We start from the raw sequence: 26,609 nt of genomic DNA on the forward strand, positions 1-26,609 counted from the left end.
ACCCGTCGACCCGGCGGCGACCGTCAGGAAACCGCTTACCACAGTGCTATTGACGGTCGTCACTGGCTGTCAGTACCGTGATGCGGGCAGCGAGAAAGCGCTTTCCGACCCTCACCGTCCGACAGGGAGCGCCCCCATGCCCCGACACCTCCGTGCGTTCTGCCTGATCCTGCTCGCCATTGCCACAGTGGTGAGCACCACCACCGCCCTGCCCGCCGAGGCCGCCCCGCGCTTCCGGGTGCTGGTCTTCTCCAAGATCACCAACTTCTACCACGACTCGATCCCGGCCGGCATCGCCGCGATCCAACAGCTCGGCGCCGCCCACAACTTCGAGGTCGTCGCCACCACCGACGCGGCGGCCTTCACCGACGCCAACCTCGCCACCTTCGACGTTCTCGTCTTCAACAACACCAACTCGCTCCCGACCTCGGGTGACCTGCTCAACGCCAGCCAGCGGGCCGCGTTGCAGACGTTCATCCGCAACGGCGGTGGTTGGGCCGGCCTGCACGCCGCCTCGGCCAGCGAACGCGACTGGCCCTGGTACGAGGGCCTGGTCGGCACGATCTTCGACTACCACCCCGACTTCTCGTCCACCGGCGGCACCTTCCCCGGCCGAGTGAAGGTGCTCGACCGGGCGCACCCGTCGACGCGCAACCTGCCGGAGCTCTGGGAGCAGAGCGAGGAGTGGTACAACTGGCGGACCAACCCGACCGGCAACGTGCACACCCTCGCCCAGATCAAGGTGCGCGACGGGATCAACGGCCTGGACGAGGGCGTCGACCACGCGTACTCCTGGTGTCAGCGCTACGACGGCGGCCGGTCCTGGTTCACCGCCGGTGGGCACGCCAGTTCCCAGTTCAGCACCCCGACGTTCCTGGAGCACCTGCGCTACGGCATCGAGTGGGCAGCCGGCGCGGTCGCCGGTGACTGCTCGGCCACCAAGACCAGCAACTTCGAACGGGTGGGGCTGGTCACCGAGAACCTGGCCGACCCCTTCGAGCTGGCCGTCGGCCCGGACCGCAAGGTCTATTACATCCAGCGCACCGGCGCGCTGAAGGTGGTCAACTCCGACACCCTGCAGGTCACCACGCTGCTGGACTTCGCGTACACCTCGGCGATGACCGACCAGTCCGACGGGCTGCTCGGGATGACCCTGGACCGTAACTTCGCCAGCAACGGCTGGATCTACCTGCTCTGGTCGGACAAGACCCTCAAACAGCTCAACCTGTCCCGGTTCACCGTCGCCAACAACAGCGTCGCGCTCTCCTCGGAGAAACGCCTGCTGACCGTCCCCACCTACCGGGGTGAGGGCAGGGCCAACTCGCACATGGGCGGGTCGCTGGCCATGGACGCGGCCGGGCGGCTCTACGCGGCGATCGGTGACAACACCGACCCGTTCGCCTCCAGCGGCTACACCCCGGTCGACGAACGCGCCGGCCGCGCCGCCTGGGACGCCCAGGGCACCGCCGGCAACACCAACGACCTGCGCGGCAAGATCCTGCGGATCACCCCACAAGCCGACGGTACGTACACAGTGCCCAGCGGCAACCTCTTCCCCGCCGGCACCGCGAGGACCCGGCCGGAGATCTACGCGATGGGCATGCGCAACCCGTTCCGGATCACCGTCGAGCCGCAGACCAACGCGGTGCTGGTGGCCGACTACGGGCCGGACGCCCGCGCGGCCGACCCCAACCGCGGTCCGGAGGGGACCGTCGAGTTCAACCGGATCACCAGCGCGGGCAACTTCGGCTGGCCGTACTGCGTGGGCAACAACATCCCGTTCAACGACTACAACTTCGCCACCAACACCTCGGGGGCGAAGTTCAACTGCGCCGCGCCGGTGAACAACTCACCCAACAACACCGGCCTGACCACCCTGCCGGCGGCGAAGTCCGCCCTGGTCTGGTACGCGTACTCCGCCTCCACCCAGTTCCCCGAGCTGGGCACCGGCGGTGGCGGGCCGATGAGCGGCCCGGTCTACGACTACGACCCGGCCAACACCCGCACCACGAAGTTCCCCGAGTACTTCGAGGGCAAGTGGATCACGTATGAGCTGACCCGCAGGTGGTTCAAGACGCTCTCGATCCACAAGACGGCGCAGACCTTCAGCAACGCTCGCTTCGGCCCGACCGCTGTGGGTGACCTCCAGTCGATCAACGGGATATTCGGCAACATGAGCTGGATCCAGCCCTTCGAGGCGGAGTTCGGCCCGGACGGTTCGCTCTACGTCATCGATTTCGGCGAGGGCACCGGCAGCGGTCGCGGCGGCAGCAACGCCGGCGCGGGCATCTACCGGATCGACTACGTCGCCAACGGGCGGCCACCGACCGCGAAGATCGCCGCCACCCCGGACAGCGGACGTACACCGCTCGCGGTGACGTTCTCCTCCGCCGGGTCGTCCGCCGGTGACGGGTCGGCGCTCAGCTACGCCTGGGACTTCACCAACGACGGCAGCACCGACTCCACCGCCGCCAACCCGAGCTTCACCTACGCCACGGCCGGGAAGCACACCGCCAGGCTGACAGTCCGCAACAGCGGCAACGGGTTGACCGCCACCGCGGTCACCGACGTGGTGGTCGGCAACACCCGACCGACGGTGACGATCACCGTTCCCGACGGCGGGTTCTTCGACTTCGGCGACAAGATCCCGTACACGGTGACGGTCACCGACCCGGAGGAGACCACCATCGACTGCGCCAAAGTGACAGTGCAGACGCAGCTCGGCCACGACTCGCACGCCCACCCGCTGGACGTCTACACCGGCTGCTCGGGGCTGCTCGCCACCGAGGCGGACGCCGGTGACGGCCACGGGCCGGGGCAGAACCTCTACACCCTGATCACCGCGCAGTACACCGACGGTGGCGCGGCCGGCGTACCGGCGCTGACCGGCTCGACCCGCGTGCAGTTGCAGCCCAAGAGCAAGGAGGCCGAGCACTTCAGCGCCCAGTCCGGCGTCACGGTCAACGATCGGGCCACCGCCCGCGCGGGCAAGCGGCTCGGCGAGGTCGACCACAACGACTGGGTGGCGTTCGGGCCGGCGGACCTGCGCAACGTCGGCTCGGTGACGCTCGGGGTGACCAACGGCGGCCTCGGCGGCACCATCGAACTGCGGACCGGCTCGCCCACCGGCACGCTGATCGGCACGGCCACCATCGGCTCGACGGGCGGGTGGGACAACCTGGTCTCCCCCACCGTCACGCTGACCAACAAGCCCACCGGCACGACCACCCTGTACGCGAAGTTCGTCAACGCCGCCCAGGTGGGCGGCACCCCGGACCTGCTCGCCCTGGACTGGCTGCGGTTCAACGGCGCCGGGGTCAAACAGGAGCCGGGCGGGACGCTGTCCCTGGCCGCCAACCCGACCGGCGGCCCCGCGCCCCTGACCACCACGCTCACCGCCACGGCGACGGCGCCGTCCGGGCAGAGCATCACCGACTACGCGTGGGACTTCGGCGATAACAGCGCCGTCACACACGGGGCGACGCTGCGGTCGACCACCCATGCCTATCCCCGCAAGGGGACCTTCACCGCCCGGGTGACTGTCACCTACACCAGCGGGGAGACCCGCTCGCTCAACCTGACCATCACGGTCAGCTGACCCCGGTCGCCGGCGGGCGGGAGCGTCCCGCCCGCCGGCGCTACCAAGGGATCGCCCAGATCCCGGAGTTCCTCGGCGCAGTCGTTGGAGAGGTGACGGCGGCCGTTCCGCCGTCCCGGAGCGGAGAGGGCGCAACGGAAGGGAAGAGCAGCGACGTCCGGCAGCGGTAGTCGCACCCAGGGCGTCGGGCGCGATTCAGGGTCGGGCCGTGCCCTCGATGGTGGCGCTTTGCTGCGGACGGAGCGCGGTCAGGAGGCTGTCGAGTTGACCCCAGGCCCGCGCGCTGGCGATGGGGTCGATGTAATCCCGGGACTCGATGATGAGCCCATTGCGGATACGCATCACGAAGACGCATGGCACCGTGAATGCCTCACCTGTCTCGACCACCCGCCCCTGATAGGCAAACTCGGCGACAATCACCTCCGGGTCCGCAGTCTCATGAATCGTCACGTCGACTGGCTTACGGATCAGCGTCCGGGCGACCGGAGGCGGCGCGGTGAAGTGCTCGTGCAGTTCGTTGCGGCTACGCAGCGGCGGCGGCTTGAGCGGGTGGAACGGATGCATGACATGAGTTTTTTCGGCGTACAGGTCGGCCAAGTCTTCGTACGGACCGTCGCAAACACCGTTCACCAGCCGGAGGAAAGTTTCGCGTGGGCTGCTCATGCCGGGCTTCCTTCGAATCAGTAGATTGCGCCTGGGCCACGCCGAGGACGACCTCCGGGGGTGGCCGGTATCCCATCGACGGCACCCTACCGACCTCAGCCTCGATGTGACTGCTCCGAAGCGCTCTCGTCAGCCGCATCGGCAAGGCCGCGAGCCGTGGCTGTCGTACCTGTGTGTGAGGCTCCGGGGCATGGCGACTTTCGTTCTGATCCACGGCGGCGGGGGCAGCGCCTGGGACTGGCATCTCCTTGTCCCCGAGCTGACCGGCCGCGGCCACGACGTGGTCGTACCGGAACTGCCGATCGAGGACAGCTCCGCGGGGTTCCCCGAGTTCTGCCAGACGGTCGTCGACGCGATCGGCGACCGGAGAGATCTCGTGGTCGTCGGACACTCGTACGGCGCGTTCACCGCGCCGCTCATTGCCGACAAGCTGCCGGTGCGGCGGATCGTCCTGCTCACACCGATGATCCCTAAGCCCGGTGAGAGACCCGGCGACTGGTGGGCCAACACCGGTTACCGGAGCCCGAAAGGGCTCAGCGAGGAGCAGCAGTTCTACAACGGCGTGCCCGCCGAGGTGGTAGCGGAGGCAGCGACACACAGCCGGGACCAGGTCAGCGCGGAGGGGAACGAGCCGTGGCCCCTGGACGCCTGGCCAGACGTGCCGACGACGGTGCTCATCGCACGTGAGGATCGGTTCTTCCCAGCGGACTTCCAGCGCCGGGTGGCCGCCGACCGGCTCGGCACAGTCCCGGACGACATTGAGGGCGGCCACGCGGTCCCCCTCAGCCACCCGAAGCAACTCGCCGACTGCCTCATCGCGTACCCGCTGCGCTGAAGGCCCATGATTGCTTGATCCGGGCGAGATGCGAGGCTGAGCAGGTGACTCACCCGCTCGCGCGCCGCGTCTACGACACCTGCCATCTCACCGGACATTTCCGTCTACGATCCGGGCAGGTCAGCGAGGAGTACTTCGACAAGTACCTGTTCGAAGGGCAGCCGGACCTGTTGCGCGAGGTCGCCGAAGCGATGGTGGCCATGCTGCCGGAGTGCGATGTGCTGGCGGGGATGGAGATGGGCGGCATCCCTCTCGCCACTGTGATGTCGCAGCTGACGGGGCTGCCGACAGTCTTCGTGCGCAAGCATGCCAAGGAGTACGGCACCAACAAGGCCGCCGAGGGCGGTCCGGTGAACGGGTTGCGTGTCGTACTGATCGAGGACGTCGTCACCACAGGCGGAGCACTACTGGCATCGTGCGCACAGCTACGGTCCATCGGCGCCCAGGTGGAGACAGTGGTCTGCGCCATCGACCGCGAGCAGGGCGGCCGTGAGAATCTGGCGGCCGAGGCGCTACAACTCCGCGCCGCCCTCACCCGCCGCGACCTGGAAGCTTCCCTGATCGCGTGACAGCTCTGGTGCCGCTCCATGAGAAGGTCGGTTGATGTTACGTGGACGACTACTGACCGAGAGCCTGCGCGTTGGCGTCGAGGTGTGGGGGCGGTGCACCGGCACCGCCCCACACCCGCTGAACGGTTACTGCCAGGAACTCTGTTGGGTGTAGACGAGGTTGCCGGGGACCACAGTGCCGTTGGTGCGGTACTCGGTGTACGCCCAGAAGTCGCCCTCGGCCAGCGGCTTCTTCGGCTTCAGCGTGAAGTTGAAGCCCTGACCGCGCTCCGAGGTGGAGGGCATCGTCAGCGTGGCACCCGCGTACTTGGCGTTTCGGCCGATGATGGCGTAGCCCAGATCGAAATCGACCACCGGACCACCGGGCACCTGCGCGAAGACGTAGGCGGTGTAGCGCCCCGGCTCGGGCAGGAACTTGTACGCCTGCTCCGCGCTGGTCCAGAACCTGTCACTGCTGTAGATCAGGGTGTCGCCCTTGTACAGGTAGAGATCGAGGTTCGTGTTCGGGTCGTCGGTGTTGGCTTCGACGACGATGCCGGCGGTGTTCGCCGGCACCGTGAAGTCAATCTTCTTCACTCCGGATGCCTTCGGGTCGAACACCCCGCCGTAGACGCCGGCCGGAATCGAGTACGACTCCCGCTGCATCGGCGTGTAACCGGTGCTGCGGCCGGTGAGCGGCCCGGTGAAGCCCGGCTGGACCAGACCGAAGGCGCCGTTGGCCATCCGGCCGAACTCCTCCCCGTCGTCACCGTACGGCCGGGCGGTGATCCCCCACGGACGGGCAGCGACCGGGATGCGGGCGGTGTGGGTCCTGCCGTGCCAGGTGATGGACCCGGTCACGTACCGGTCCCAGGGGGCGCTGCCCCGACGCACGGTGATGGTCACCGTCGCGGACTTGCCGGGCGCCAGCGTCACCGATGCCGGCGACACGGTGACCTTCATGCCGGGCAGGCCGGACACCGACGATCGGTAGGTTTCCCGGGCCTCGCCCACGTTGGTCAGGGTGCGGGTGAGGGTCACCGGTTGGGTCCCGTCGTACTCGCGCAACGAGATGGCCGGCAGGTTGAGTTCCTTGCCGTCGGGCGCGGCCGTCTCGCTGAACGTGGTCAGCTCTGCCGCCGTCGGCTCGATGACCAGTCCCGGGTCGGTGGCCCCGGTCAGGTTGATGAAGCCGCTGCCCTGGTCCAGGGGGTTGCTGGTGCCAACGGTGTCGGTGGCGGTGGTCCGCAGCGCGGAGGCGACCCTGCCCGGCGACCAGTCCGGGTGCGTGGCGCGCAGGATCGCTGCCGCGCCGGCCACGTACGGCGAGGCCATTGAGGTGCCGGAGTACGCGTCGTACTGTCGCCCGAAGTTGCCGGCCGGTGAGACCGCGGCGATGATGTCCGACCCCGGGGCGACAAGGTCCGGCTTGAAGACGCCGTAGGTCACCTTGTCCGGGCCGGTGGAGGAGAAGTCCGCGACGCTGGGTACGCCGGGGACGCTGGAGCCGTCACCGCCGGTGCGCACGGACGCCTTCGCGTCGGTGGGGTGGCGCATCAGGTAGTTGAACAACGTGCCGGCCTGCTTCTCCGTCGGCAGGTAGACCACCGGGAAGTTGTAGATGGAGTTGACCCGGTAGTTGCCGACCGGGTCGAACAGCACCATGGCCGCCCCACCCTTCTCCTTCACCTCGGTGGCAGAAGCGAAGGTGTCGGACAGCGCACACGCAACCACCTTGCCCTTGATCTTGGCGGGATCGAGGCTGCCCGGCTCGCAGTACACAGCGCCCAGGTCCGGCGATCCGGCCTGGTCGCCGAAGACCATCGGCCGTGCGTCGCCACCGGGCAACGCGTCCAGGGAGCCGCCGACCAGCTTCGTGCCGTCACCGAGCTTGATGGTCGCCTCGTCGAGGTTCGTCACCGCCGCGCCGACAGTGGTCACCCAGGGTGCCGCGTTGCTGATGGCCCCGCTCACGATGCCGGTGTTGCCGGCCGACGCCGCCACGAACACCCCGGACAGGGTGGCGTTGAGGAAGGCGATGCCGATGGGGGTGTTGGCCTCCCAGTCGCCGAGCTGCGAGCCGATCGAGAAGTTGATCACCTGCACGCCGTCGGCGACGGCCGCGTCGATGCCGGCGATGATGTCGGCGTCGTAGCCCATGCCACCCCAGAGCACCTTGTAGACGGCAATCTGAGCATCCGGCGCAACGCCGGAGACGGGACCGAAGCGACGCCCGTCGATCGTGACGTTCGCAATCGGCAGGCCGGCCGCCGTGGAGGCGGTGTGGGTGCCGTGCCCGGCCGCGTCGCGGGGGGACAGGAACTCACCCTCGGGCACCGAGCCACCGCCGGCGAGCCACGAGTCGGCAAAGTACCGGGCACCGACGATCTTGCCGTTGCAGTGCTCGGCCACGAAGGCCACACCGGTCTGGCAGGTGCCGTGCCAGTTCGCGGGAGCGGGCATCTTCTTGGCGAACGACGCGCTCTCCGGCCAGATGCCGGTGTCCAGGACGCCGATCACCATGCCCGCGCCCGTGCCGGGGCCGGGCTTGGCCGGCCGGCCGGCGCGGTCCGTCGGCGCCGACTGGTCCGCGCCGCTCGGGGCGGCAGGCGTCGGGGTGGCGGGCGTCGGGGTGGCGGGCGTCGAAGTGGCCGCGGAAGGCGGCGTCACCGGAGTGCCGAGCGCCCGCGACGCGGTGACGGCGCGGACGCGCTTGTCCGCCCGCAACGTGCTCACCTGCTGGGCGGTCAGCTTCGCCGAGAACCCGTTGAAGGCGGTGGCGTAGACCGCGTTGACAGTGACCCCGGCAGCGGCCGCGACGGCGGCCCGTTGCGTGTCGAGGTGCCGGCGGTACGCCTGCGACGGCGCCGACGTCACGTTCAGGCGGTTGCCCGCCGCCGGGCGGGTCCGGGCCAGACCGGACACCCCACCGGTGTACGTGGTCAGCGGGTCCTCGGCCAACTCGACGACGTACATGCCGGAGCCGGTCTCGTCGACGGCTGCCTTCGGCGTGGCCGCACGGTTGCCGCCTGGTCGGCGGTCGGCCCCGTCGGTCAGGGTGACCTTCTGGTCGGACCCGGCGGTGAAGTAACCGGCGCCACTGCCGTTACCCGGCGAACCTGCGGGTGCCGCCGACGCCGTTCCCGCGACACCGGTGGTACCGGTGATCAGGGCGACGACCAGCGTAGGTATCGCCAGTCTTCGCAGCCTGTTTCCGCTCGTGCCTGTAGCCACGAGGCTCCTTTCGGTTGCTCCCTTGTGGAGCTTTTCATCGATCGCGATCCGCTGATGGGAGCGCTCCCCCACCTAAGCCGCCGATGGTTAATCGATGGTTTGCACGGTGTTACGGATCGCCGGTGCGTATAAGATCACGTTCTGCCGGCCGCGCCTAGATCACTTTTTTCAGAGGCCGCCAGAGCAGGGCGGACGCCCCAGCCAGGGCCAGTCCAAGCAGCGGGGCGCCGCCGACCCCGCCGAGACAGGATCGAGCAGCACCTACGCCCCATCACTTGACGCCGTTCAGGCGTAGTCAGTCGCCGATGAACCACAAATAGAGGTGTGTTCCCCTCTCGACGACCCGGCACAACTCGCGGGCCTGATCAACCCAGTCGCCACCCAGGACGGCGGGAAGCCGGTCCAGTTCCGCCAACAGCAGCGGTACTTGCCGCTGGTTGAAGACCGCATCGCCGTGGAGTCAAGGCCTGGAGCATCGGGAAACCGGCGGGGTCCAGATCCGCGAACGCATCGGTCCATCTCACGCCGGCCTCGGCGCGGGCCATGAACTCACCGCCGTCATCACGCACCGCCATATTGATCACTCCGCCGACCCTATCGGCGCCCATCTCGGCCAGCTAAGGAGTTTTCGATCATGATGCTCACCCCAGGCCCCGGCCCTGCCCCGCATGTCATGACCGGATGGCCTCGAACCGAACCGATGTCCTAGTCGGTCAGAACCGCTGGCACGGGCACCTCGAGGTGCGTCACGAGGGCGGCGCGACGGTCTGCCCCTGGTGAGCCGGTTGCCGCGGTGCTCCGGCGCCGTACCGACCAGCTCGACCTGGGCCACCGGCAGCCGGACCCCGGCAAGGCTCCACTGCTGCCGCAGCCCCACCAGGCTTCCCGCCGGGCGGCCGGTGGCGGAGTCCTCGGCGACCAGGAAGTCGTCGGGCACGACGGAGGGGTGGCCGTCCAGCAGGTCTTCCACCCAGGCGGCGATGCCGGGGTGCGGTTGACCGCCGGTCACCGCCTGAAGCTGGACCGAGGCGTGCAGGCGGGCTAGCTCGGCGGCGTCGCTGGCTCGCCCGGGCCGGACCACGTAACTGTCGCTCTCCGTTGTCATGTGCCTTGTCTCCCGTGGGGCTCGAATGCGAGTTCTCTCCACGATGGTTGCACGACCGAACCACCTGGTTGTACCGTCGAACCATGCAGGATGGTGAGCTCGACGCGGCTCAGGAGGCACTGATGCGGTTCGTCCGCAACTTCGGCCTCCATCAGCCCGACCGGACTCCCTGCGGACAACAGTTGCCGGTGTCGGAGGCACACGCCATGGTGGAGATCGCCCGGGAGGGGCAGCTCCGGCAGGTGGAGTTGGCCCGCCGGCTGCGGCTGGAGAAGAGCAGCATCAGCCGCCTGGTCGCCAACTTGGTCAACCGAGGCTGGGTGCACCGGGAAGCGGCCGAGGGTGACGGTCGCGGTGTTCTGCTCCTGCTGACCGCCGCGGGCACCACTGCCGCCGCGCGGCAGGCCGACGCCCGCCGGGACCGGCTCACCGCCCTGCTCGATCGCGTCCCCGACGACCAGCGCTCGGCAGTGGTGCGTGCGCTCCAGACCCTCGCGGAGGCCACCGGTGAACCGTTCTGACCGCCCTCGTTCCCAACGGGCTCTGCTCCTGGCGGCCATCGCTGTCACCGCGTTGAGCAGCGGCTGCGCCGACGAGCCCGCACCGTCGACACCGACAACGACGACCTCCAGTCGACAGGCCGACGTCGCCGAGCGAGGCGCGTCGGTCATGCCGTTCGACCTGGACCGCACCACGCACCGCTTCACCGGGACCGACACCGGCGGGGTGCAGACCGTGGTCGCCGACGACCCGCAGGACATTACCCAGATCACCCTCGTCCAACAGCATCTGACGGCGGAGGTCGCGCGGTTCCGGCGCGGCGACTTCAGCGATCCCGCCCGCATCCACGGCACCGGAATGCCCGGCCTGGCAACGCTTCGGGCACACGGCGGGCGGATCACCATCGAGTACGAGGCCATCCCCGACGGCGCGCGCGCCACCTACACCACGAACGACGCAGGGCTTCGCGATGCCCTGCACCACTGGTTCGACGCCCAGGTCAGCGACCACGGCCCGCACGCCACCCGCTAGGCCCCACCATGGGCCACCTGGGCCGCGCCCGACGACGCCAGAGCACTGTGCACATAGCGGCCAGGACTAGCCCGAGTAGCGGGGCGGCACCCACCCCGGCGAGGGTGCAGGCCACCGCGAGCAGCGCTGCCGGCACCCAACACCAGGCGGGCACGGTACGCGGGACACGACCCCGCCGACGGGCCGCCGCCTCCACGGCCATCGGCACCACCAGCACCGGCAACGCGGCGGCCAGCAGGGTCAGCCAGGGCAATACCAGACGGTCGAACCGCGCCACCGCCAGCAGCCCGCCGAACACCGCGACGAGCAGCATCGCCGCCCGCGCCGGCAGGCGGGGAGCCAGGCCACGCAACGCCAACGAACCGGAGTACGTGGTGGTCAGCGCCGCCGCGAAGACCGCCACCGCGACGAACAGATTCGCGTACGCGGCCAACCCCGACCCGGCAGCGAGCAGGGCGACCACGTCGGCCGAGCCGGTCCGCAGCCACAGGCCGGCGCCGGCGAGCACCCCGAGCAGCGCCGGCCCGATCAGCAGCCCCACGCACCAGGCCAGGTCCCGTCGCCGGGCGAGGCCCACGCTGAAGTCCGGTGCGCGCAGCGCGAACACGGCCGCGTACCCGATCAGCGCGGCGGAGTCGGCGAGCCCACCGGCTGCGAGGCGGACCGGTGCGCCGGGCGGTGGCAGCACCGTCAGGCACCAGCCGACCAGCACCACCGCGCTGAGCGTGGTGACCACCGCGACCCGGTTCCCGAGTCGGGCCGGCGCCCAGGAGACGGCGAGGACCGCCACCTCCAGCACCACCGGCCCGGCCCAGCCCGGCAGGTGGGTCAGCGCGGCCAGCGAGGCCCCACCGAGCCCGACGTTGAACCCGTTCCAACCGACCATCGACACGGCCAGCACCGCCGCCAGCAGCAGCCGCGAGGTGTCCCCCAGGTACGCGGGCAGCACCGCGGTCAACGTCCCGCCGTCGCCGAGTGGCCGGCGTAGCCCGATCCGGCCCTGTCCCCAGAGCAGGGCCGCCATCAGCGTCCCGCCGACCAGCAGCCCGGCCACCGGCACCGCGCCGCCGTGCCGGGCGGCCATCGCCGCGCCGAGCACCAGTGTGGCCGGTGCGGTGCCGATGCCCAGCCAGGCGCCGACCGCCGCCGGCCAGCGCCGTTCGGGGAGATCAGACAACGTGGCGCAGGTAGCCGGCGATCGCCGCGTCGAGGACCTCCGCGCCCGGACGCGCCCACACCTCGGCGGAGAAGACCTCCACCTCGATCGGACCGGCGTAGCCGGCCGCGTCCACCGCCTCGCGCAGCCGACGCAACTCGATGCAGCCGTCGCCGGGCAGCGCCCGGCCGAGCAGCACCCCCTCCGGCAGCGGGGTCACCCAGTCGCAGACCTGGAACGCGGCGATCCGGGCGCCGGCCCGCGCGATCTGCGCGTACACCGTGTCGTCCCACCAGACGTGGTACGCGTCCACGACCACGCCGACCACCGCCGGGTCGAACCGCTCGGCGATGTCCAGCGCCTGGCCGAGGGTGGCGATCACGCACCGGTCGGCGGCGAACATCGGGTGCAGCGGCTCGATGGCCAGCCGTACCCCGGCGGCCTCGGCGTGCGGTGCCAGCTCACCGATCGCGTCGGCGACCCGGCGCCGGGCGCCGTCGATGTCCCGACTGCCGGCGGGCAGCCCACCGGAGACCAGCACCAGCTCCGGGGCGCCGAGGGTGGCGGCCTCCTCGATGGCCCGCAGGTTCTCCGCCCGCCAGTCGTCGGCGGAGAAGAACCCGCCCCGGCACAGCGACGTGACGGCGAGGCCGGCGTCGCGGACCAGTTTCGCCGAGCGGGCCAACCCGTGCTCGGCCACCGGCTCGCGCCACAGGCCGATGCCCGGTACGCCGGCCGCCACGCACCCGGCCACCACCTCGGGCAGCGGCCAGCGCTGGGCGGTGGCCTGGTTGAACGAGAACCGCTCCAGGTTCATTGCTCCACCCCCGCCACGGTGAAGAAGGCTCGGGCGCGGGACGCGGCCAGGTCGGCGTCCGGCAACAGCCCGGCCGCGTCGGCCAGGGTGAGCAGGGTTGCCAGGTGCGCCGGGGACCGGCCGGACTGCGCGCCACCGATCATCGTGAAGTGGTCCTGGTGCCCGGCCAACCAGGCCAGGAACACGATCCCCGTCTTGTAGTGCCAGGTCGGCGCGGCGAACAGGTGCCGGGCCAGCGGCACGGTGGGCGCGAAGATCTCGTCGTACGCCGTCTGGTCCCCCCGGTCGAGGGCGGCCAGCGCGGCGGCGGCGGCCGGCGCGATGGCCGCGAACACCCCGAGCAGGGCGTCGGAGTGACCCACCTCGTCTCCGCGGATCAGCTCCGGGTAGTGGAAGTCGTCACCGGTGTAGAGGCGTACCCCGGCCGGCAGTCGGCGGCGCAACGCGATCTCCCGGTCGGCGTCCAGCAGCGATACCTTGATGCCGTCCACAGTGGACTGGTGCGCCTTGATCAGCTCGATCACCGTGTCGGCGGCCAGGTCCAGGTCGACAGCACCCCAGTAGCCGGTCAACGCCGGGTCGAACATTGGACCCAGCCAGTGCAGCACCACCGGTTCGTCGGCGGCGCTCAGCAGCTCGTCGTACACCCGCAGGTAGTCCTCCGGGCCGCGCGCGGCGGCGGCCAGGTGCCGGCTGCACATCAGCACCGGCCGGGCGCCGGCGGCGCGGACGTCGTCGAGCTGCTCGGCGTACGCGGCGGTGACCGCGGCCACTGTGGCCGGGCCGACCGGCAGTTGGTCGGTGCCGACCCCGGCGACGATCCGACCGCCCACAGCGCGGGCCTCGGCGGCGCTACGCCGGATCAATTCCCGGGTGGCCGGATAGTCCAGCCCCATCCCCCGCTGGGCGGTGTCCATCGCCTCGGCGACCCCCAGCCCGTACGACCAGAGGTGGCGCCGGAAGGCCAGTGTGGTGTCCCAGTCCACCGTCGCCGGTGCACCCGGCACGTTCTCCGCGCCCGGGTCGGCGACCACGTGCGCGGCGGCGTACGCGATCCGGCTGGTCGCCGGCGCGTCCGGTCGGGCGAAGCCGCTCCCCCCGGCCAGTCGGTGTCGGCGTCCACCGGGCAGCACCACCTCGGCGGTCGCTGAACCACCTTTCGTTCGCGACTGCGGGGCTCGCAAACCCGGCTCACTCCTCGCGCTCACGGGTGAAGCTCCGGCACCTCGATGCGGCCGCCCTCGCGGGCCGAGCGCAGCCCCAGCTCGGCGAGTTGCACGCCGCGCGCGCCGGCCAGGAAGTCCCACCGGAACGGCTCGCCGGCCACCACGTGCCGCAGGTACGCCTCCCACTGCACCTTGAAGCCGTTGTCGAAGTCATCGTTGTCGGGCACCTCGGCCCACTGGGCGCGGAAGTCCTCGGTGGCCGGCAGGTCCGGGTTCCACACCGGCTTCGGGGTGACCGCCCGGTGCTGCACCCGGCAGTTGCGCAGGCCCGCGATCGCGCTGCCCTCGGTGCCGTCGACCTGGAACTCCACCAACTCGTCGCGGTACACCCGCACGGCCCAGGACGAGTTGATCTGCGCGATCACCCCGCCATCGAGTTCGAATGTGGCGTACGCGGCGTCGTCGGCGGTGGCCGCGTACGCCTGACCGGCCTCGTCGACCCGTTCGGGCACGTGGGTGGCGGTCACGCAGGAGACGGCCGTGACCCGGCCGAACAGTTCCTCCAGCACGTAGTGCCAGTGCGGGAACATGTCGACCACGATGCCGCCACCGTCCTCGGTGCGGTAGTTCCACGACGGGCGTTGAGCGGACTGCCAGTCGCCCTCGAAGACCCAGTACCCGAACTCGCCGCGCACCGAGAGGATCCGCCCGAAGAAGCCGCCGTCGATGAGGCGCTTGAGCTTGCGCAGACCGGGCAGGAAGAGCTTGTCCTGCACCACACCGGTGTGGACGCCGGCCGCGTCGGCCGCCCGGGCCAGGTCGAGCGCGGCGGCGGTGTCCTCGGCCAGGGGCTTCTCCGTGTAGATGTGCTTGCCGGCCTCGATGGCCTGGCGGATCGCCTTCTCCCGCTGCTGGGTGACCTGCGCGTCGAAGTAGATCTCGACGTCGTCGCGGGCCAGCGCCGAGGTCAGGTCGGTGGTCCAGTCGGTCAGCCCGTGCCGCTCGGCGAGCTCCCGGAGCTTGGTCTCGTTGCGTCCGACCAGGACCGGTTCCGGCCAGATGGTGGTGCCGTCGGCCAACGCCACACCGCCGGATTCGCGGATGGCCAGGAGCGACCGGACGAGGTGCTGCCGGTAGCCCATCCGTCCGGTCACGCCGTTGACGATGATGCCGATCGACCTGCGGGTCATGGTGTTCCTTCCGTCGTGCTGGGTCGTGCCGATCCGCGCTCAGTGGTTGGCGGCAGCGCTGCCGAGCAACCCGCGCAGGTCGGTGGCGAGCCGGTCGAAGCGGGGATCCGACATCACCTGCGCGTAGTCGCGGTGCGCCGGCAGCTCGACCGGGAAGGTGCGGATGATCCGGCCGGGCCGGGGACTCATCACCACGACCCGGGTGCCGAGGAAGACCGCCTCGGCGATGGAGTGGGTGACCAGTACCACTGTCGTGCCGGTCTCCCGCCAGATCCGGTGCAGTTCGGCGTTCATCTGCTCCCGGGTCAGCGCGTCCAGGGCGCCGAACGGTTCGTCCATGAGCAGCACCGGCGGGGAGTGCAGCAGCGCGCGGCAGAGCGCCACCCGCTGCTGCATGCCGCCGGACAGCTCGTGTGGCAACGCCTTCTCGAAGCCGGTCAGGCCGGTCATCTCGATCAGCTCGTCGGCACGGCGGGCGGCCTGCGCCCGGTCCATGCCGCGCATCTCGGCCTGGAGCAGGATGTTGGCCCGGGCGCCACGCCACTCCAGCAACGCGGCCTTCTGGAAGACGAAGCCGATCTCCTTCTGCGGGCCGCGCACCGGGCGCTCCAACAGCGACACCTCGCCGCTGGTCGGCTTGACCAACCCGGCGACGATCTTCAGGAGGGTGGACTTGCCACAGCCGGACGGGCCGACGATCGTGACGAACTCGCCCGGTTCGATGTCCAGCGACACGTCGTCCAACGCGGTGGTCTGCGACCGTCGGGTGGTGAACCGGACGGTCAGCCCGGACATCCCGATGGCGGTGCCGGTGGTTGCCGGTGCGGCGGTCACCGGGTCACCCCTGCGCCGCGTACGAGGAGTCCCAGTACGCGCTGGGCGCGCCCGGGTCCTTCAGTTCGGCGTAGCGGGACATCAGCTCGATGGTCTCGGTCCACTGGGCCTCGGTGTTCACCCCGGGCGGGCCGTCCGCGCCGATCAGCGGCATGTTGAGCGTGAGCTGCTTGGTGAGCACCTCGGGCGCCGGCTCGTTCTCGGCCAGGGCCACCATCGCACTCACCGCGCCGGCCGGGTCCCGGGCGGCGTCGGCCCAGGACTTCTGGGTAGCCCGGACGAACTTGCGGGCCAGTTCCGGGTCCTTCTGCAGGGTCTGGGTGTTGGCGATCAGACCGGTGCCGAGCAGGTTCATCCCGTAGTCGGCGAAGAGCAGCACGTCGACCTTCTTGCCGGTCTTGCTCTCGATGGTGGGCGCCTGGTCGTGGAAGAAGCCCATGATGGCGTCGACCTTGCCCTCGGAAAGGGCGGCGATCTTGCCGGCGGCGTCGACGTTGACCACCTTGACGTCGTCCTTCTTGAGGCCGTTCTTCTCCAGCCAGGCCGGGAAGGTCGCGTAGAGGGCGTCGCCGGGGGTGCCGCCGACGGTCTTGCCCTTGAGGTCGGCCGGGGTCTTGATGTTCTCCTCGGTGAAGAACTCCACCGAGGAGGGGCCCTTCTCCAGGTACGCGCCGAGGCTGCGCACCGGCATCCCGCTGGCCACCGACTTGAGCAGCACCGGGCTGTCCGCCCAGCCGAAGTCGGTCTGCTTCTGGGCGACCTGCTTGACGGTGTTGCCCGACCCGTTGCCGGGCAGGATCTTCAGGTCGATGCCCTCGGCCGAGTAGTAGCCCTTCTGCAGGCCGTAGTAGAAGGGCGCGTGCTCGCCGTAGGGCACCCAGTTGAGGGTGAGGGTGACCTGCTTGCTGCCGTCGGCGTTGGTGCTGCCGGCGGGGTCGTCCCCACCGCAGCCGGTGGCGGCGAGGAGCAGGGCGGCAGTGGCCAGGATGGTGGTGGCGGTGCGTTTCATCGGTGCCTCCGTGATGGGGTCGGTCAGGAGGTGGTGAGGGACACGCCGGCTCGGCGGCTGGCGTGCCATGGGATGAGCAGTGCCTCGGCGATCTCGACCAGGACGAACAGGACGATGCCGATGGCGGACATCAGGATCAGGTCAGCGAAGAGCAGCGCGGAGTCGAGGTTGCCGTTGGCCAGCAACAGGACGTAGCCGAGCCCTTCGCTGGCGCCGACGAACTCGCCGACCACGGCACCGACCACGGCGAGGGTGACGGCCACCTTCAGGCCGGCCATCAGGTGCGGCAACGCGTTCGGGAAGCGGATCTTGCGGAAGGTGCGCCACGGCCCGGCGCCCATCGTGGCGGCGAGGTCGAGCAGCTCCGGGTCGGTGGAGCGCAGCCCGGCCACGCCGGAGATGACCACCGGGAAGAACGCGATGAGCACCGCCAGGATGATCTTCGGGGTGAGGCCGAGGCCGAACCAGACCACCAGCAGCGGCGCGATGGCGATCTTCGGGATGACCTGTGCGAACAGGACGATCGGGTAGAGCGCCTTGTCCAGGGTGCGGGAGTAGGCGATGGCGACCGCGGTGACCAGACCCAACGCGGCGGCCAGCACGAAGCCGAGCACCGTCTCGTAGAGGGTGACCAGTGTGTGCCGGGCCAGCTCGGACCACTGGGTGGTCATCGTCTCCCAGACCTGGCCGGGGGTGGGCACCAGGTAGTTCGGGACGTACTCCCGGGCCGCCACGAACCACCAGGCGGCGAAGAAGACCGCGAGCACCAGCGCCGGGCGCCAGAGTGAGTCGGCGAAGGCCACCGCCCGACGACCGAGCGTCGGGCGTGGTGGACGGCCACCGCCGGGTGACGCTCCCGCCACAGTGGACGAGGCCGAGCCGCCGGCGGACGCCGGCGCACCGGGTGCGAGTGAGGAGGCGGCCCTCCGCTCACCGCTTTCCGCCTCGGCGGCGGCCTGTCGGCCCGCCGTGTCCAGAGAGTTCTCGGTCACGCGGAACCTCCTCGGGGCCCGGCACGCACTCGTGGACCGGGCCGGTCAGCGGATCAGGCAAACGCTTTCCTGGATGGAGCGTAGGCGGCACCTCGGCACCGGGCAAGGCCTTTCCTCGATCTGTTTCCGCCGATGCGTGGTACCCGGGCAGCTGTCCCGAACGGACGGTCAGCTGGAAGCCGGGTAGGTGTCGAGGAGGCCACACATGCCCAACCGGCCGCGCTCCACCGCCTCGGCCGCCACGTGCACCCCGGCGTCGCCCAGGTGCCCGGGATCCCCCCGCTCCAGGGCGTCGAGCTGCCCGGCCGTGTCGGCGGCGGCACGGCCCGCGCCGGCCTCCCACCGCTGTCGCCAACGCGCCAGCAACGGCTGACGCAGGGCGATCGCGGCGGCGTGGAACGCGGCCAGCGCCGCCGGCCCACCGGACCGCAGCGCCTGGAAGCCGGTCACTGCCAGATCCCGTCGGCGGTACGCGGCGTGCACGTCCGCGCCCGGCGCTCCCCCGCCGGGCAACGCCGCCGCCGCGGCGTACGCGGCCGGGTCGGCCAGCACGTCGGGCGGGAAGGTCAGCACCGCGTCGCCGGCCTCGGGCAGGCCGCTGTTCTGCATGAGCACCACGATGTTCAGCCCGCCCCCGTTGACCAGGCGGTGCACGGTGCCCGGCTCGAACCAGACCACCACCCCGGGCCGCAGCGGCGTCTCCCGGAAACCGGCGGTGGTCAGGGTCTGCACCGCTCCCTCGCCGTCGGTCACCACGTACCCCTCGGTGCAGCACAGGTGCACGTGTGGGGTGCCGCCGACCAGGCCGTCCGAGGCCACCGTGTCGTAGACGCGCAGCCGGGACACCCCGATCCCGCCGGGCAGCGGCGCCGGCCGGTCAGGCATCGAAGTACTCGTCGGTGTCGTCAGCTGCCGGCAGGGACACCAGCAGCACGGTGAGGTCGCCGATCGCCCGGTGCCGGCAGCCCGGCTTGATCAGGAACGCGGACATCGGCCGGGCGGGATGACGGACCCCGTCCAGCTCGATCTCGCCCTCACCGGCGAGCACGACGTAGTACTCGGTGGCGATCCGGTGGTGGTGGGTCACCGCGTCCTGCACCTGGAGCAGATGCACGCTGGCCTGGCCCTCGCTCTCGGCGATGAACCCCCGGCGGGTGGTCCCGCACGAGCAGCGCCGAGCGGGAAGGTCGTCGAGTTGAAGTACCGCGAAGCGATCGGACATGGCCGGGCCTCCCTGCGGGAAAGGGCTTTCTCTGCGGTACGGTGACGCTAGCCGGCACGACGAAACGCCGTCAACAGATCGAGGGGGCGGGCCATGGCGACCCTGTCCGATGTGGCCCGCCGAGCGGGCGTCTCACCCGCCACCGCCTCCCGCGTCATCAACGGCAGCAGCAAGCCGGTCACCGACGAGCTGCGCGAGCGGGTGCTCGCCGCCGTCGCCGAGTTGCAGTACGTGCCGAACGCGCACGCCCAACTGCTGGCCCGCTCGCACCGCAGCGCCGTCGGCGTGATCGTGCACGACGTCTCCGACCCGTACTTCGCCGAGATCACCCGCGGCCTGCAACGGGTCGCCACCGACCAGGGCCGACTGCTGATGATCTGCAACAGCTACCGGGACCCGGACCGCGAGTTGGAGTACGTGGAGCTGCTGCGCGGCCACCAGGTCGCGGCGCTGATCCTGGCCGGCTCGGGCTACCACGACGAGGCGTTCACCCGGCAGCTCAACGAGAAGCTCGCCGCGTACGAGGCCACCGGCGGGCGGGTGGCGGTGATCGGCCGGCACGAGCACTCCGGTGATGCGGTGATGCCGGACAACCGGGCCGGCGGTTACCTCGCCGGGCGGGAGCTGTGCGGCCTGGGGCACCGGGCGATCGGCGTGGTCGCCGGCCCGCGCATCCTGACCACCACTACCGACCGGCTGGCCGGCCTCCGCCAGGCCCTCACCGAGCAGGGCCGTGAGCTGCCCGAACGGCGCATCCGGTACGCGGAGTTCGACCGCGACGGTGGTGCCGAGGCGACCGCCCGACTGCTCGACGCCGACCCGGAGCTGACCGCGATCGTGGCGCTCAACGACTCGATGGCCATCGGCGCGCTCGCCACCCTGCGCGCGCGAGGGCTGCCGGTGCCGCAGCAGATCTCGGTGCTGGGGTTCGACGACATGCCGATCGCCCGCGACGTGACCCCGGCGCTGACCACAGTGCGACTGCCACTGGTCGACATGGGAGTGCGGGCGATGTCCCTGGTGCTCGGCGTCGGGGCCCCGACGCCCCGGGTCGAGGTGCTCCCCGCCGAGCTGGTCCGCCGCGACACCGCCGGACCCGTCCCACCGTCCACCCGCGCCACAGCGAATTCCGCGCCACGGGCACGGCGAGGTGACACCACGTCGTGACCGGCATCAGTCCGACCCAGCGGACCCTCACACCCGCCGACGTGACGTACCTGATCGGTGCGTCGTTCGGGCCACAAACCCGGGTCCGGGACGCCGGTCCGCTGGCCGGCGGCGGGTACGCGACGGTGTGGTGGGCGCTGCTGGACGACGACCGTCGGGTGGTGCTGAAGCTGGCACCGCCGGCCGGAACGCCGCTGCTGCGCTACGAGCGCGGGCTCTGCGCCGCCGAGGAGCGGTACTTCCGGCTCGTCGCGGAGCGGGCGCCGCAGGTGCCCGTCCCCCCGGTGCTCTGGCGCGGCGCCGACCCGGCGTACGGCGAGTGGTTGGTCACCGCGATGCTGCCCGGCCAGTCGCTGTCCGACCTGGCCGGGACCGGTGTCGCGGTCGACGACGGCCCGGCGCGGTACGACCTCGGGGTGGCCCTCGCCGCGGTGCACCGGATCACCGGTGAACGGTTCGGGTACGACGGCGACCGGGCGAACGGGCCGACCTGGCGGGCGGCGTTCACGGCGATGCTCGACGCGCTCCTGGCCGACGCGGCCGACTGGGACGTCCGACTACCGGTGACCCTGGACCGCCTGCACGCACTGGTGGGGCGGCACGGCGACGTGCTCGACGAGGTGCGACGCCCGGCGCTGCTGCACTTCGACTGTTGGGACGGCAATGTGCTGGCGGCACCCGACCGGGACGGCCGGTTGCGGCTGCGCGGCCTGGTGGACGGCGAGCGGTTCCTCTACGGCGACCCGCTGCTGGACCTGGTCTCGCCGCTTCTCTTCCGGCGCGTCGAGGACGAGCCGGAGCACCCCCTGCTGCGCGGCTACCAGGCCACCGCAGCCGAACCGCTGGTGCTGGACGCGTCGGCGCGCCGCCGGCTCGGTCTCTACCGGTTGCACCTGTACCTGCTGATGACTGTGGAGATGCCCAGCCGTGCGATGACTGCGCGCAGCCATCCCGGGCGGCACGCCCGGCTGGCGGCCCTGCTCGACGAGGAACTGGCCGCGCTCGACACGCGCTGAACCGAATCTCCGTTGCCGGCACCGGCCACCGCTCGTAGCCTGCCCTGCGTGTTGATTCGGGAGTTCGTCGAGCGGGACTGGTCGCAGGTGTGGCCGATCATCGAGGAGGTGATCCGGGCACAGGAGACGTTCCCCTACGACCCGGCGATGACCGCCGAGCAGTCGTACGGCATGTGGGTCGAGGCGGCGCCGGGGCGAACCGTCGTGGCGGTCGACGGCGAGCGGGTGCTGGGCACCGCGAAGATGGGCACCAACCGGCCCGGGCCGGGCGCGCACGTGTCCACAGCGAGCTTCATGGTCGCCGCCGACGCGCGGGGGCGGGGCGTGGGGACCGCGCTGTGCCGCGACGCCCTCACCTGGGCCCGCCAGCGGAGCTACGCCGGCATGCAGTTCAACGCCGTGGTGGAGAGCAACAGGTCGGCGATGCGGTTGTATCGGCGGGAGGGCTTCGAGGTGGTCGGCACCGTGCCGGGCGCGTTCTGTCACCCCGTCCTCGGCAGGGTCGGCCTGCACGTGATGTACCAGGAGTTCTGACCGCGCCCGCGCCGGCCCGCACCGGCTCGACCAGGAGGGCTCAACCGCCGGCTGGGGCCGGGCGCAGCCCGGGCTGTCCGGCGGCTGACTCCGCGCCGGCGCGGCGGATCGGGGTGAAGAGGCCGCCGACCGCGACCAGCAGGCAACCCGCGCCCGCCGCGAGCGTGACCGCCTGCGCACCGTACCGGCCGGCGGCCCAGGTCAGCACCACAGCGCCGGCCGGCCCGAGGGCGTAGTGCGTGCTCCAGAACGCCGACGTGACCCGGCCCAGCAGGTGATCGGGGGTGATCTCCTGCCGCAGGGACATCGAACAGATCCCACCGACGCTGAGACAGCACAGGTACACCGCGGTCAGCGCGGTGACCGCGGGCACGCTCGTGGCGATGCCGACCCCCGCGACGGCGAAGCCGCAGATCGCGTGCGCGCCGATCCAGGTGGCGCCGAAGCCGCGCCGGCGGCGCAGTGGGGCCACCAGCAGCGCACCGGCGACAGTGCCCAGCGCCGCCAGGCCGAGCACAGTGCCGACGGTGCCCTCCGAGCCGCCGAGGTCGTGCGTGACGTGGTAGATCAACACGTCGACGAAGCCGTAGGTGAGGAAGATGAAGACCGACAACAGGACGGTCAGCGCGCGCAGCACGGGCTGACGCCACAGGAACCGCGCCCCGGCCAGGAACTCGGCAAGCGGGCGTTGCCGAACCACCCCCTCGTCCGCCTGGACGGGGCGCAGTCGGATAAGCCACAGGCCGGCCGCCGAGAGCGCGAAGCTCGCCGCGTTGACGGCGATGGCGGTGGCCGGGCCGAAGCGGGCCGCCACCACACCGGCGAGCAGTGGCCCGAGGACGGCCGCCGCCGCGTACGTCGCCTGCAACCGACCGTTGGCCTCGGTGATCCGGTCCCGGTCGACGAGGTTGCGGACCGCGGTCACCGCGGCGACCTGGAACACCATGCCGGCCGCCTCGCAGATCGGCAGCACGACGAAGAGCAGCCAGACCTGCGGGCCGGCGAGCCACGCCAGTGGCACCAGGGCGTAGAGCAGCAGCCGGGTCAGGTCGGCCACGATCATCAGGGTGCGACGGTCGTACCGGTCGACAAGCACCCCGCCGAAGATCCCGGCGACGACGGACGCCGCACCCGCGACGGCGGTGAGCAGACCCATCTGCGCCACCGACCCGGTCGCCTGGAGCACCAGCAGCGGCACCGCCAGGTAGGCGAACGAGTCGCCCGCCGCCGAGAGTGACTGCGCGATCCAGTACGTGCCGAAGGTCCGGTCCCGCCAGAGCGGAGCCCGACCGGCGGCGGTAGATCGGCTCACCGCGCCAAGGGTAGTGAACGCGGCCGTCCCACGCTGGCCGTGGCGGGCGTCACAGGGCCGCCATGTCACGAACCGACGAGCGGCACGCATCTCGTGGTCGTCACCCGATCAGAGAGGCGAAACAATGAGCACATCGCATCGACAGGTCCCGGCGGACACGCACCGCGTCCTGATCCTGGGCGCGGGCTACGCGGGCATGGCCGCGGCGACCCAGCTCGCGGCCCGGACCAGGCGGGCCGACGTGCAGGTGACAGTGGTCAACGCGCAGGAGCGATTCACCGAGCGTCTCCGGCTGCACATGACGGCGACCGGGCAGCGGCTCGCCGAGCTGAACATCAGTGAGCTGCTGGCCGCGACGGGTGCGCAGTTCGTGTGCGGCTGGGTGACGGCGGTGGACGCCCACGCGAAGACCGTCCGCGTCGACGACAGCCGGGTGCTGCGCTACGACACCCTGGTCTACGCGTTGGGCAGCGTGACGGACACGGCGGCGGTCCCGGGCGTCGAGGAGCACGCGTACGTCCTGGACAGTCCGAGCGGCGCGACCACCCTGGCGGACCGGCTGACCCGGCTCGGCACCGGCACTGTCGTCGTCGTCGGAAGCGGGTTGACCGGGGTCGAGGCGGCCGCGGAGATCGCGGAACGGCACCCGGAGGTCGCTGTCACGCTGGTGGGCCAGCAGGATCCGGGGGCGAGCATGAACCCGAAGGCCCGGGCGTACCTGCGGTCCGCGCTGACCCGCCTCGGCGTCCAGATGATCACGGGAACGGCGGTCACCAGGGTCCGGCCCGACGGGGTCGAGCTGGCCGGCGCGGAAACCGTGGCGGCCGACGTCGTCCTCTGGGCGGGAGGCACCCGGGTGGCGCCGTTGGCCGCCGCCGCCGGGTTGACCGTCGACGAACGCGGCCGTGTCGTCACCGACCCCGCGTTGCGGTCGGTGTCGCACCCCGAGGTGTACGCGATCGGCGATGCGGCCGCGATCCGGCAGGGCTACGGGATGCTGCACGGCACCTGCCAGAGCGGCATGCCGACCGGCGTGCACGCGGCGCTCTCGATCGCCCGCGTGCTGCGGGGTAGGCAACCCCGACCGTTCCGGTTCGGTTACTACCACAAGCCGGTGAGCCTGGGCCGAAACGATGCGGTCGTGCAGTTCACCCGCCCCGACGACAGCCCTCGCCGCGGGTATCTGACCGGGCGGGTGGCGGTCTGGTACAAGGAGACCGTGACCGCTTCACCCTGGCCGACCTACCGCCGCATGTCGCGGCTGCCCTCCTCCGGTGCGTTCTGGCCGCGCGGCGGCCGCTTCACCCGCCTGGGGGACGCCCGGTGACGCGCCCGCCGGACGCCGACGAGCAGGTGTTCCACAGTCATCGCAACCTGCTGTTCTCGGTCGCCTACCGGATCCTCGGCAGCGCGGCCGACGCCGAGGACGCGGTGCAGGACGCCTGGATCAGGTGGTCCTCGGCCGACCGCTCCCAGGTGGCCGACCCCAAGGCGTACCTCGCCCGCATCGTGTCGAACCTCGCGATGCAGCACCTGCGCTCGGCCCGGCATCACCGCGAAACCTATGTGGGGCCGTGGTTGCCCGAGCCCGTCCTGACCGATGCCGACGCCGTCACCGACGCCGAGTCGGTGTCGATGGCGATGCTGGTGGTGCTGGAGACGCTCAGCCCGCTCGAGCGTGCCGTGTTCGTCCTGCGGGAGGTCTTCGACTTCAGCCACGCGGAGATCGCGGTGGCGGTGGAACGCTCCGAGGCCGCGGTCCGCCAGACCGCCCGCCGTGCTCGCGAGCACGTGCGGGGTCAGCGGCCACGCTTCACGGCGGACCGATCGCAGCAGCGCGGGGTCACCGAGCGGTTCCTCGCCGCCTCGACCGGCGGCGACATCAACACCCTGCTGGAGCTGCTGTCCCCGGACGTCACGTTGTGGACGGACGGTGGCGGTAAGGTCCGCCAGGCCCTGCGTCCCATCAGGGGCGCCGAAAAGGTCGCCGCGTGGTTCGCGGCCATCAGCACCGTCCCCTACCAGGGCGTTGCGCCGCACGACATGCATGCCGCCCTGGTCGACATCAACGGGGCGCCTGGGCTGGTGTTCAGCGGTGCGGGCCGGGTGGTCGCCACCCTCTCCTTCGACGTCGACGCGGGCGGACGCATCACTACCATCCACAACGTCGCCAACCCCGACAAGCTGCGCGCCGTCGCCGACGGCGCCACCCACCACCTCGCGACGCGCTGAGCCGGGTGACGCACCGTCAGCCGGTGCTGGTGAGGTCGGTCGTCGCCGCGAGCTCCGTGACCAGGTCCAGGAACCGGTGCAGTGCGGGTGCGGTGTTGCCCGCCAACCACACCATCTCGGTGTACGTGTAGGCGCCGGCCAACGGGACGAACACCACGCCGGTGCGGCGGAGGCTGGCCGCCGAGCAGGCGAGCCGGGTGACGCCAAGTCCGGCGGCGACCAGGCCGAGGAGGCTCTGCACGGCGGCCTCCTCCTGGACGACTGTCGGTGCGAAGCCCGCCTCCCGGAACTGCTCCTCGTAGGCGCGGTGCCAGGGTTCCCAGGAGCTGCGCGGCGTCATGACCCACGGTTCGTTGGCCAGGTCGGCGAGCGTCAACTCGTCGCGCCCGGCGAGCGGGTGCCCCTCGGGCAGCACCGCGCAGACCGGTTCGGTCGTCAGTCTCCTGGACTCCAGGCCGGGAACGAGCGGGGTCCGGGTGAAGGCGACGTCGAACCGGCCGTCGAGGACGCCCTGGACCAGGGGCGCGATGCTGGTGGTCTCGGTGGCCAGGTGCAGGTCGGGGAGGTGGTGGCGGACCTCCCGGACCACCGGGGGCAGCAGGTGGTTGGCGACGGTGGCCAGGAAGGCGAGCCGGAGGGTGCCGACCTCGCCCCGCTGGGCCCGTCCCACGACGGCGACGGCCTGCTCGGCGCGGTCGGTCACGGCACGCGCCTCGGGCACGAACAGGGCGCCGATGTCGGTGAGGGTGGTGCCGCGGCTGTCGCGGTCGAACAGTTTCGCCCCAAGGGCGCGTTCCAGGGCGGTGATCTGCTGCGACAGCGACTGCTGGGCGATCATGAGGCGGGCCGCGGCCCGGGTGAAGCTCAGCTCCTCCGCGAGGACCAGGAAGTACCGCAGTTGTCGCAGCTCAGGCGTGGCCACAGCAACAGACTGTAGCCACGTCAGG

Annotated in this window: 23 protein-coding genes and 1 pseudogene; 10 read left to right on the forward strand and 14 right to left on the reverse strand. The window is 71.1% G+C overall.

Features of this window, described 5'->3' with window-relative positions:
* Nucleotides 1-136 precede the first annotated feature (136 nt).
* Nucleotides 137-3,598 (forward strand): ThuA domain-containing protein, encoded by a 3,462-nt coding sequence (locus IW249_RS27105; RefSeq protein ID WP_196923338.1) that lies wholly within the window; start codon nucleotides 137-139, stop codon nucleotides 3,596-3,598.
* A gap of 195 nt (nucleotides 3,599-3,793) precedes the next feature.
* Here IW249_RS27105 and IW249_RS27110 read toward each other — a convergent pair whose 3' ends face one another.
* The gene (locus IW249_RS27110) at nucleotides 3,794-4,261 is read right to left on the reverse strand and encodes a nuclear transport factor 2 family protein (protein WP_196923339.1); all 468 of its coding nucleotides are present in this window, start codon (nucleotides 4,259-4,261) and stop codon (nucleotides 3,794-3,796) included.
* A gap of 190 nt (nucleotides 4,262-4,451) precedes the next feature.
* Here IW249_RS27110 and IW249_RS27115 point away from each other — a divergent pair, with 190 nt between their 5' ends.
* Both IW249_RS27115 and pyrE read left to right on the forward strand, forming a co-directional pair.
* The gene (locus tag IW249_RS27115; RefSeq protein WP_196923340.1) at nucleotides 4,452-5,096 is read left to right on the forward strand and encodes an alpha/beta fold hydrolase; all 645 of its coding nucleotides are present in this window, start codon (nucleotides 4,452-4,454) and stop codon (nucleotides 5,094-5,096) included.
* Between the two features lie 44 nt (nucleotides 5,097-5,140).
* The gene (gene pyrE, locus IW249_RS27120; protein WP_196923341.1) at nucleotides 5,141-5,665 is read left to right on the forward strand and encodes an orotate phosphoribosyltransferase; all 525 of its coding nucleotides are present in this window, start codon (nucleotides 5,141-5,143) and stop codon (nucleotides 5,663-5,665) included.
* A gap of 126 nt (nucleotides 5,666-5,791) precedes the next feature.
* Here the strand turns inward: pyrE and IW249_RS34850 are convergent, their stop codons facing one another.
* On the reverse strand, nucleotides 5,792-8,878 hold the full coding sequence (locus IW249_RS34850) for a S8 family serine peptidase (RefSeq protein ID WP_196923342.1): 3,087 nt from the start codon (nucleotides 8,876-8,878) through the stop codon (nucleotides 5,792-5,794).
* 775 nt (nucleotides 8,879-9,653) lie between these two features.
* Nucleotides 9,654-9,983: pseudogene (locus tag IW249_RS34500) on the reverse strand (GNAT family N-acetyltransferase); the annotation flags it as partial.
* Nucleotides 9,984-10,066: 83 nt separating this feature from the next.
* Here IW249_RS34500 and IW249_RS27135 point away from each other — a divergent pair.
* Both IW249_RS27135 and IW249_RS27140 read left to right on the forward strand, forming a co-directional pair.
* Nucleotides 10,067-10,504 carry a MarR family winged helix-turn-helix transcriptional regulator gene (locus IW249_RS27135; protein ID WP_196923344.1) on the forward strand — a complete coding sequence of 146 codons (438 nt, stop codon included), beginning with the start codon at nucleotides 10,067-10,069 and terminating at the stop codon, nucleotides 10,502-10,504.
* On the forward strand, nucleotides 10,491-11,015 hold the full coding sequence (locus IW249_RS27140; RefSeq protein ID WP_196923345.1) for a hypothetical protein: 525 nt from the start codon (nucleotides 10,491-10,493) through the stop codon (nucleotides 11,013-11,015). Before IW249_RS27135 ends, IW249_RS27140 begins: the two co-directional genes overlap by 14 nt.
* On the opposite strand, the gene IW249_RS27145 is transcribed toward IW249_RS27140, so the two are convergent.
* The 9 genes from IW249_RS27145 to IW249_RS27185 form a co-directional block, all read right to left on the reverse strand.
* On the reverse strand, nucleotides 10,984-12,192 hold the full coding sequence (locus IW249_RS27145) for a purine-cytosine permease family protein (protein ID WP_196923346.1): 1,209 nt from the start codon (nucleotides 12,190-12,192) through the stop codon (nucleotides 10,984-10,986). The genes IW249_RS27140 and IW249_RS27145 overlap by 32 nt on opposite strands.
* Nucleotides 12,185-12,988 carry a sugar phosphate isomerase/epimerase family protein gene (locus IW249_RS27150; protein WP_196923347.1) on the reverse strand — a complete coding sequence of 268 codons (804 nt, stop codon included), beginning with the start codon at nucleotides 12,986-12,988 and terminating at the stop codon, nucleotides 12,185-12,187. Before IW249_RS27150 ends, IW249_RS27145 begins: the two co-directional genes overlap by 8 nt.
* The gene (locus tag IW249_RS27155; protein ID WP_372433005.1) at nucleotides 12,985-14,124 is read right to left on the reverse strand and encodes a dihydrodipicolinate synthase family protein; all 1,140 of its coding nucleotides are present in this window, start codon (nucleotides 14,122-14,124) and stop codon (nucleotides 12,985-12,987) included. Before IW249_RS27155 ends, IW249_RS27150 begins: the two co-directional genes overlap by 4 nt.
* Nucleotides 14,125-14,192: 68 nt before the next feature.
* Nucleotides 14,193-15,344: a Gfo/Idh/MocA family protein gene (locus IW249_RS27160; protein WP_196923348.1), complete on the reverse strand. Its 1,152-nt coding sequence runs from the start codon at nucleotides 15,342-15,344 to the stop codon at nucleotides 14,193-14,195.
* Between the two features lie 39 nt (nucleotides 15,345-15,383).
* Nucleotides 15,384-16,139 (reverse strand): ABC transporter ATP-binding protein, encoded by a 756-nt coding sequence (locus tag IW249_RS27165; protein WP_231394252.1) that lies wholly within the window; start codon nucleotides 16,137-16,139, stop codon nucleotides 15,384-15,386.
* Between the two features lie 43 nt (nucleotides 16,140-16,182).
* Nucleotides 16,183-17,187 (reverse strand): ABC transporter substrate-binding protein, encoded by a 1,005-nt coding sequence (locus tag IW249_RS27170; protein WP_196923350.1) that lies wholly within the window; start codon nucleotides 17,185-17,187, stop codon nucleotides 16,183-16,185.
* 23 nt (nucleotides 17,188-17,210) lie between these two features.
* The gene (locus IW249_RS27175; RefSeq protein WP_196923351.1) at nucleotides 17,211-18,179 is read right to left on the reverse strand and encodes an ABC transporter permease; all 969 of its coding nucleotides are present in this window, start codon (nucleotides 18,177-18,179) and stop codon (nucleotides 17,211-17,213) included.
* A gap of 168 nt (nucleotides 18,180-18,347) precedes the next feature.
* Nucleotides 18,348-19,064 (reverse strand): cupin domain-containing protein, encoded by a 717-nt coding sequence (locus IW249_RS27180; RefSeq protein WP_196923352.1) that lies wholly within the window; start codon nucleotides 19,062-19,064, stop codon nucleotides 18,348-18,350.
* Entirely contained in the window at nucleotides 19,057-19,401 is a 345-nt protein-coding gene (locus IW249_RS27185) for a cupin domain-containing protein (protein WP_091398731.1), read from the reverse strand. Before IW249_RS27185 ends, IW249_RS27180 begins: the two co-directional genes overlap by 8 nt.
* Nucleotides 19,402-19,494: 93 nt before the next feature.
* Between IW249_RS27185 and IW249_RS27190 the strand changes: the two genes are divergently transcribed.
* The 3 genes from IW249_RS27190 to IW249_RS27200 are packed head-to-tail and all read left to right on the forward strand — an operon-like array spanning nucleotide 19,495 to nucleotide 22,118.
* Complete coding sequence (locus tag IW249_RS27190; RefSeq protein ID WP_196923353.1) at nucleotides 19,495-20,568, forward strand: LacI family DNA-binding transcriptional regulator; 1,074 nt, start codon at nucleotides 19,495-19,497, stop codon at nucleotides 20,566-20,568.
* A complete protein-coding gene (locus tag IW249_RS27195; RefSeq protein ID WP_196923354.1) occupies nucleotides 20,565-21,584 on the forward strand; it encodes a phosphotransferase family protein in 1,020 nt (339 codons plus the stop codon). The genes IW249_RS27190 and IW249_RS27195 overlap by 4 nt, the downstream gene beginning before the upstream one ends.
* A 48-nt stretch (nucleotides 21,585-21,632) precedes the next feature.
* Complete coding sequence (locus tag IW249_RS27200) at nucleotides 21,633-22,118, forward strand: GNAT family N-acetyltransferase (RefSeq protein ID WP_196923355.1); 486 nt, start codon at nucleotides 21,633-21,635, stop codon at nucleotides 22,116-22,118.
* Between the two features lie 40 nt (nucleotides 22,119-22,158).
* On the opposite strand, the gene IW249_RS27205 is transcribed toward IW249_RS27200, so the two are convergent.
* Nucleotides 22,159-23,430 carry an MFS transporter gene (locus IW249_RS27205; protein WP_196923356.1) on the reverse strand — a complete coding sequence of 424 codons (1,272 nt, stop codon included), beginning with the start codon at nucleotides 23,428-23,430 and terminating at the stop codon, nucleotides 22,159-22,161.
* A gap of 124 nt (nucleotides 23,431-23,554) precedes the next feature.
* Between IW249_RS27205 and IW249_RS27210 the strand changes: the two genes are divergently transcribed.
* Complete coding sequence (locus tag IW249_RS27210) at nucleotides 23,555-24,757, forward strand: NAD(P)/FAD-dependent oxidoreductase (protein WP_196923357.1); 1,203 nt, start codon at nucleotides 23,555-23,557, stop codon at nucleotides 24,755-24,757.
* Nucleotides 24,754-25,662: an RNA polymerase sigma-70 factor gene (locus tag IW249_RS27215; RefSeq protein WP_196923358.1), complete on the forward strand. Its 909-nt coding sequence runs from the start codon at nucleotides 24,754-24,756 to the stop codon at nucleotides 25,660-25,662. Before IW249_RS27210 ends, IW249_RS27215 begins: the two co-directional genes overlap by 4 nt.
* Nucleotides 25,663-25,678: 16 nt before the next feature.
* Here IW249_RS27215 and IW249_RS27220 read toward each other — a convergent pair whose 3' ends face one another.
* A complete protein-coding gene (locus IW249_RS27220) occupies nucleotides 25,679-26,584 on the reverse strand; it encodes a LysR family transcriptional regulator (RefSeq protein WP_307788721.1) in 906 nt (301 codons plus the stop codon).
* Nucleotides 26,585-26,609 lie beyond the last annotated feature (25 nt).

Source organism: Micromonospora vinacea, assembly GCF_015751785.1.
Taxonomy (GTDB): Bacteria; Actinomycetota; Actinomycetes; order Mycobacteriales; family Micromonosporaceae; genus Micromonospora; species Micromonospora vinacea.

Excerpts from the sequence above, each read along its gene's own strand:
- IW249_RS27110 (WP_196923339.1), bottom strand. The coding sequence starts at position 4,261 with ATGAGCAGCCCACGCGAAACTTTCCTCCGGCTGGTGAACGGTGTTTGC.
- IW249_RS27180 (WP_196923352.1), bottom strand. The coding sequence starts at position 19,064 with ATGCCTGACCGGCCGGCGCCGCTGCCCGGCGGGATCGGGGTGTCCCGG.
- IW249_RS27135 (WP_196923344.1), top strand. The coding sequence starts at position 10,067 with ATGCAGGATGGTGAGCTCGACGCGGCTCAGGAGGCACTGATGCGGTTC.
- IW249_RS27170 (WP_196923350.1), bottom strand. The coding sequence starts at position 17,187 with ATGAAACGCACCGCCACCACCATCCTGGCCACTGCCGCCCTGCTCCTC.
- IW249_RS27150 (WP_196923347.1), bottom strand. The coding sequence starts at position 12,988 with ATGAACCTGGAGCGGTTCTCGTTCAACCAGGCCACCGCCCAGCGCTGG.
- IW249_RS27210 (WP_196923357.1), top strand. The coding sequence starts at position 23,555 with ATGAGCACATCGCATCGACAGGTCCCGGCGGACACGCACCGCGTCCTG.
- IW249_RS27165 (WP_231394252.1), bottom strand. The coding sequence starts at position 16,139 with ATGTCCGGGCTGACCGTCCGGTTCACCACCCGACGGTCGCAGACCACC.
- IW249_RS27160 (WP_196923348.1), bottom strand. The coding sequence starts at position 15,344 with ATGACCCGCAGGTCGATCGGCATCATCGTCAACGGCGTGACCGGACGG.
- IW249_RS27105 (WP_196923338.1), top strand. The coding sequence starts at position 137 with ATGCCCCGACACCTCCGTGCGTTCTGCCTGATCCTGCTCGCCATTGCC.
- IW249_RS27190 (WP_196923353.1), top strand. The coding sequence starts at position 19,495 with ATGGCGACCCTGTCCGATGTGGCCCGCCGAGCGGGCGTCTCACCCGCC.
- IW249_RS27185 (WP_091398731.1), bottom strand. The coding sequence starts at position 19,401 with ATGTCCGATCGCTTCGCGGTACTTCAACTCGACGACCTTCCCGCTCGG.
- IW249_RS27115 (WP_196923340.1), top strand. The coding sequence starts at position 4,452 with ATGGCGACTTTCGTTCTGATCCACGGCGGCGGGGGCAGCGCCTGGGAC.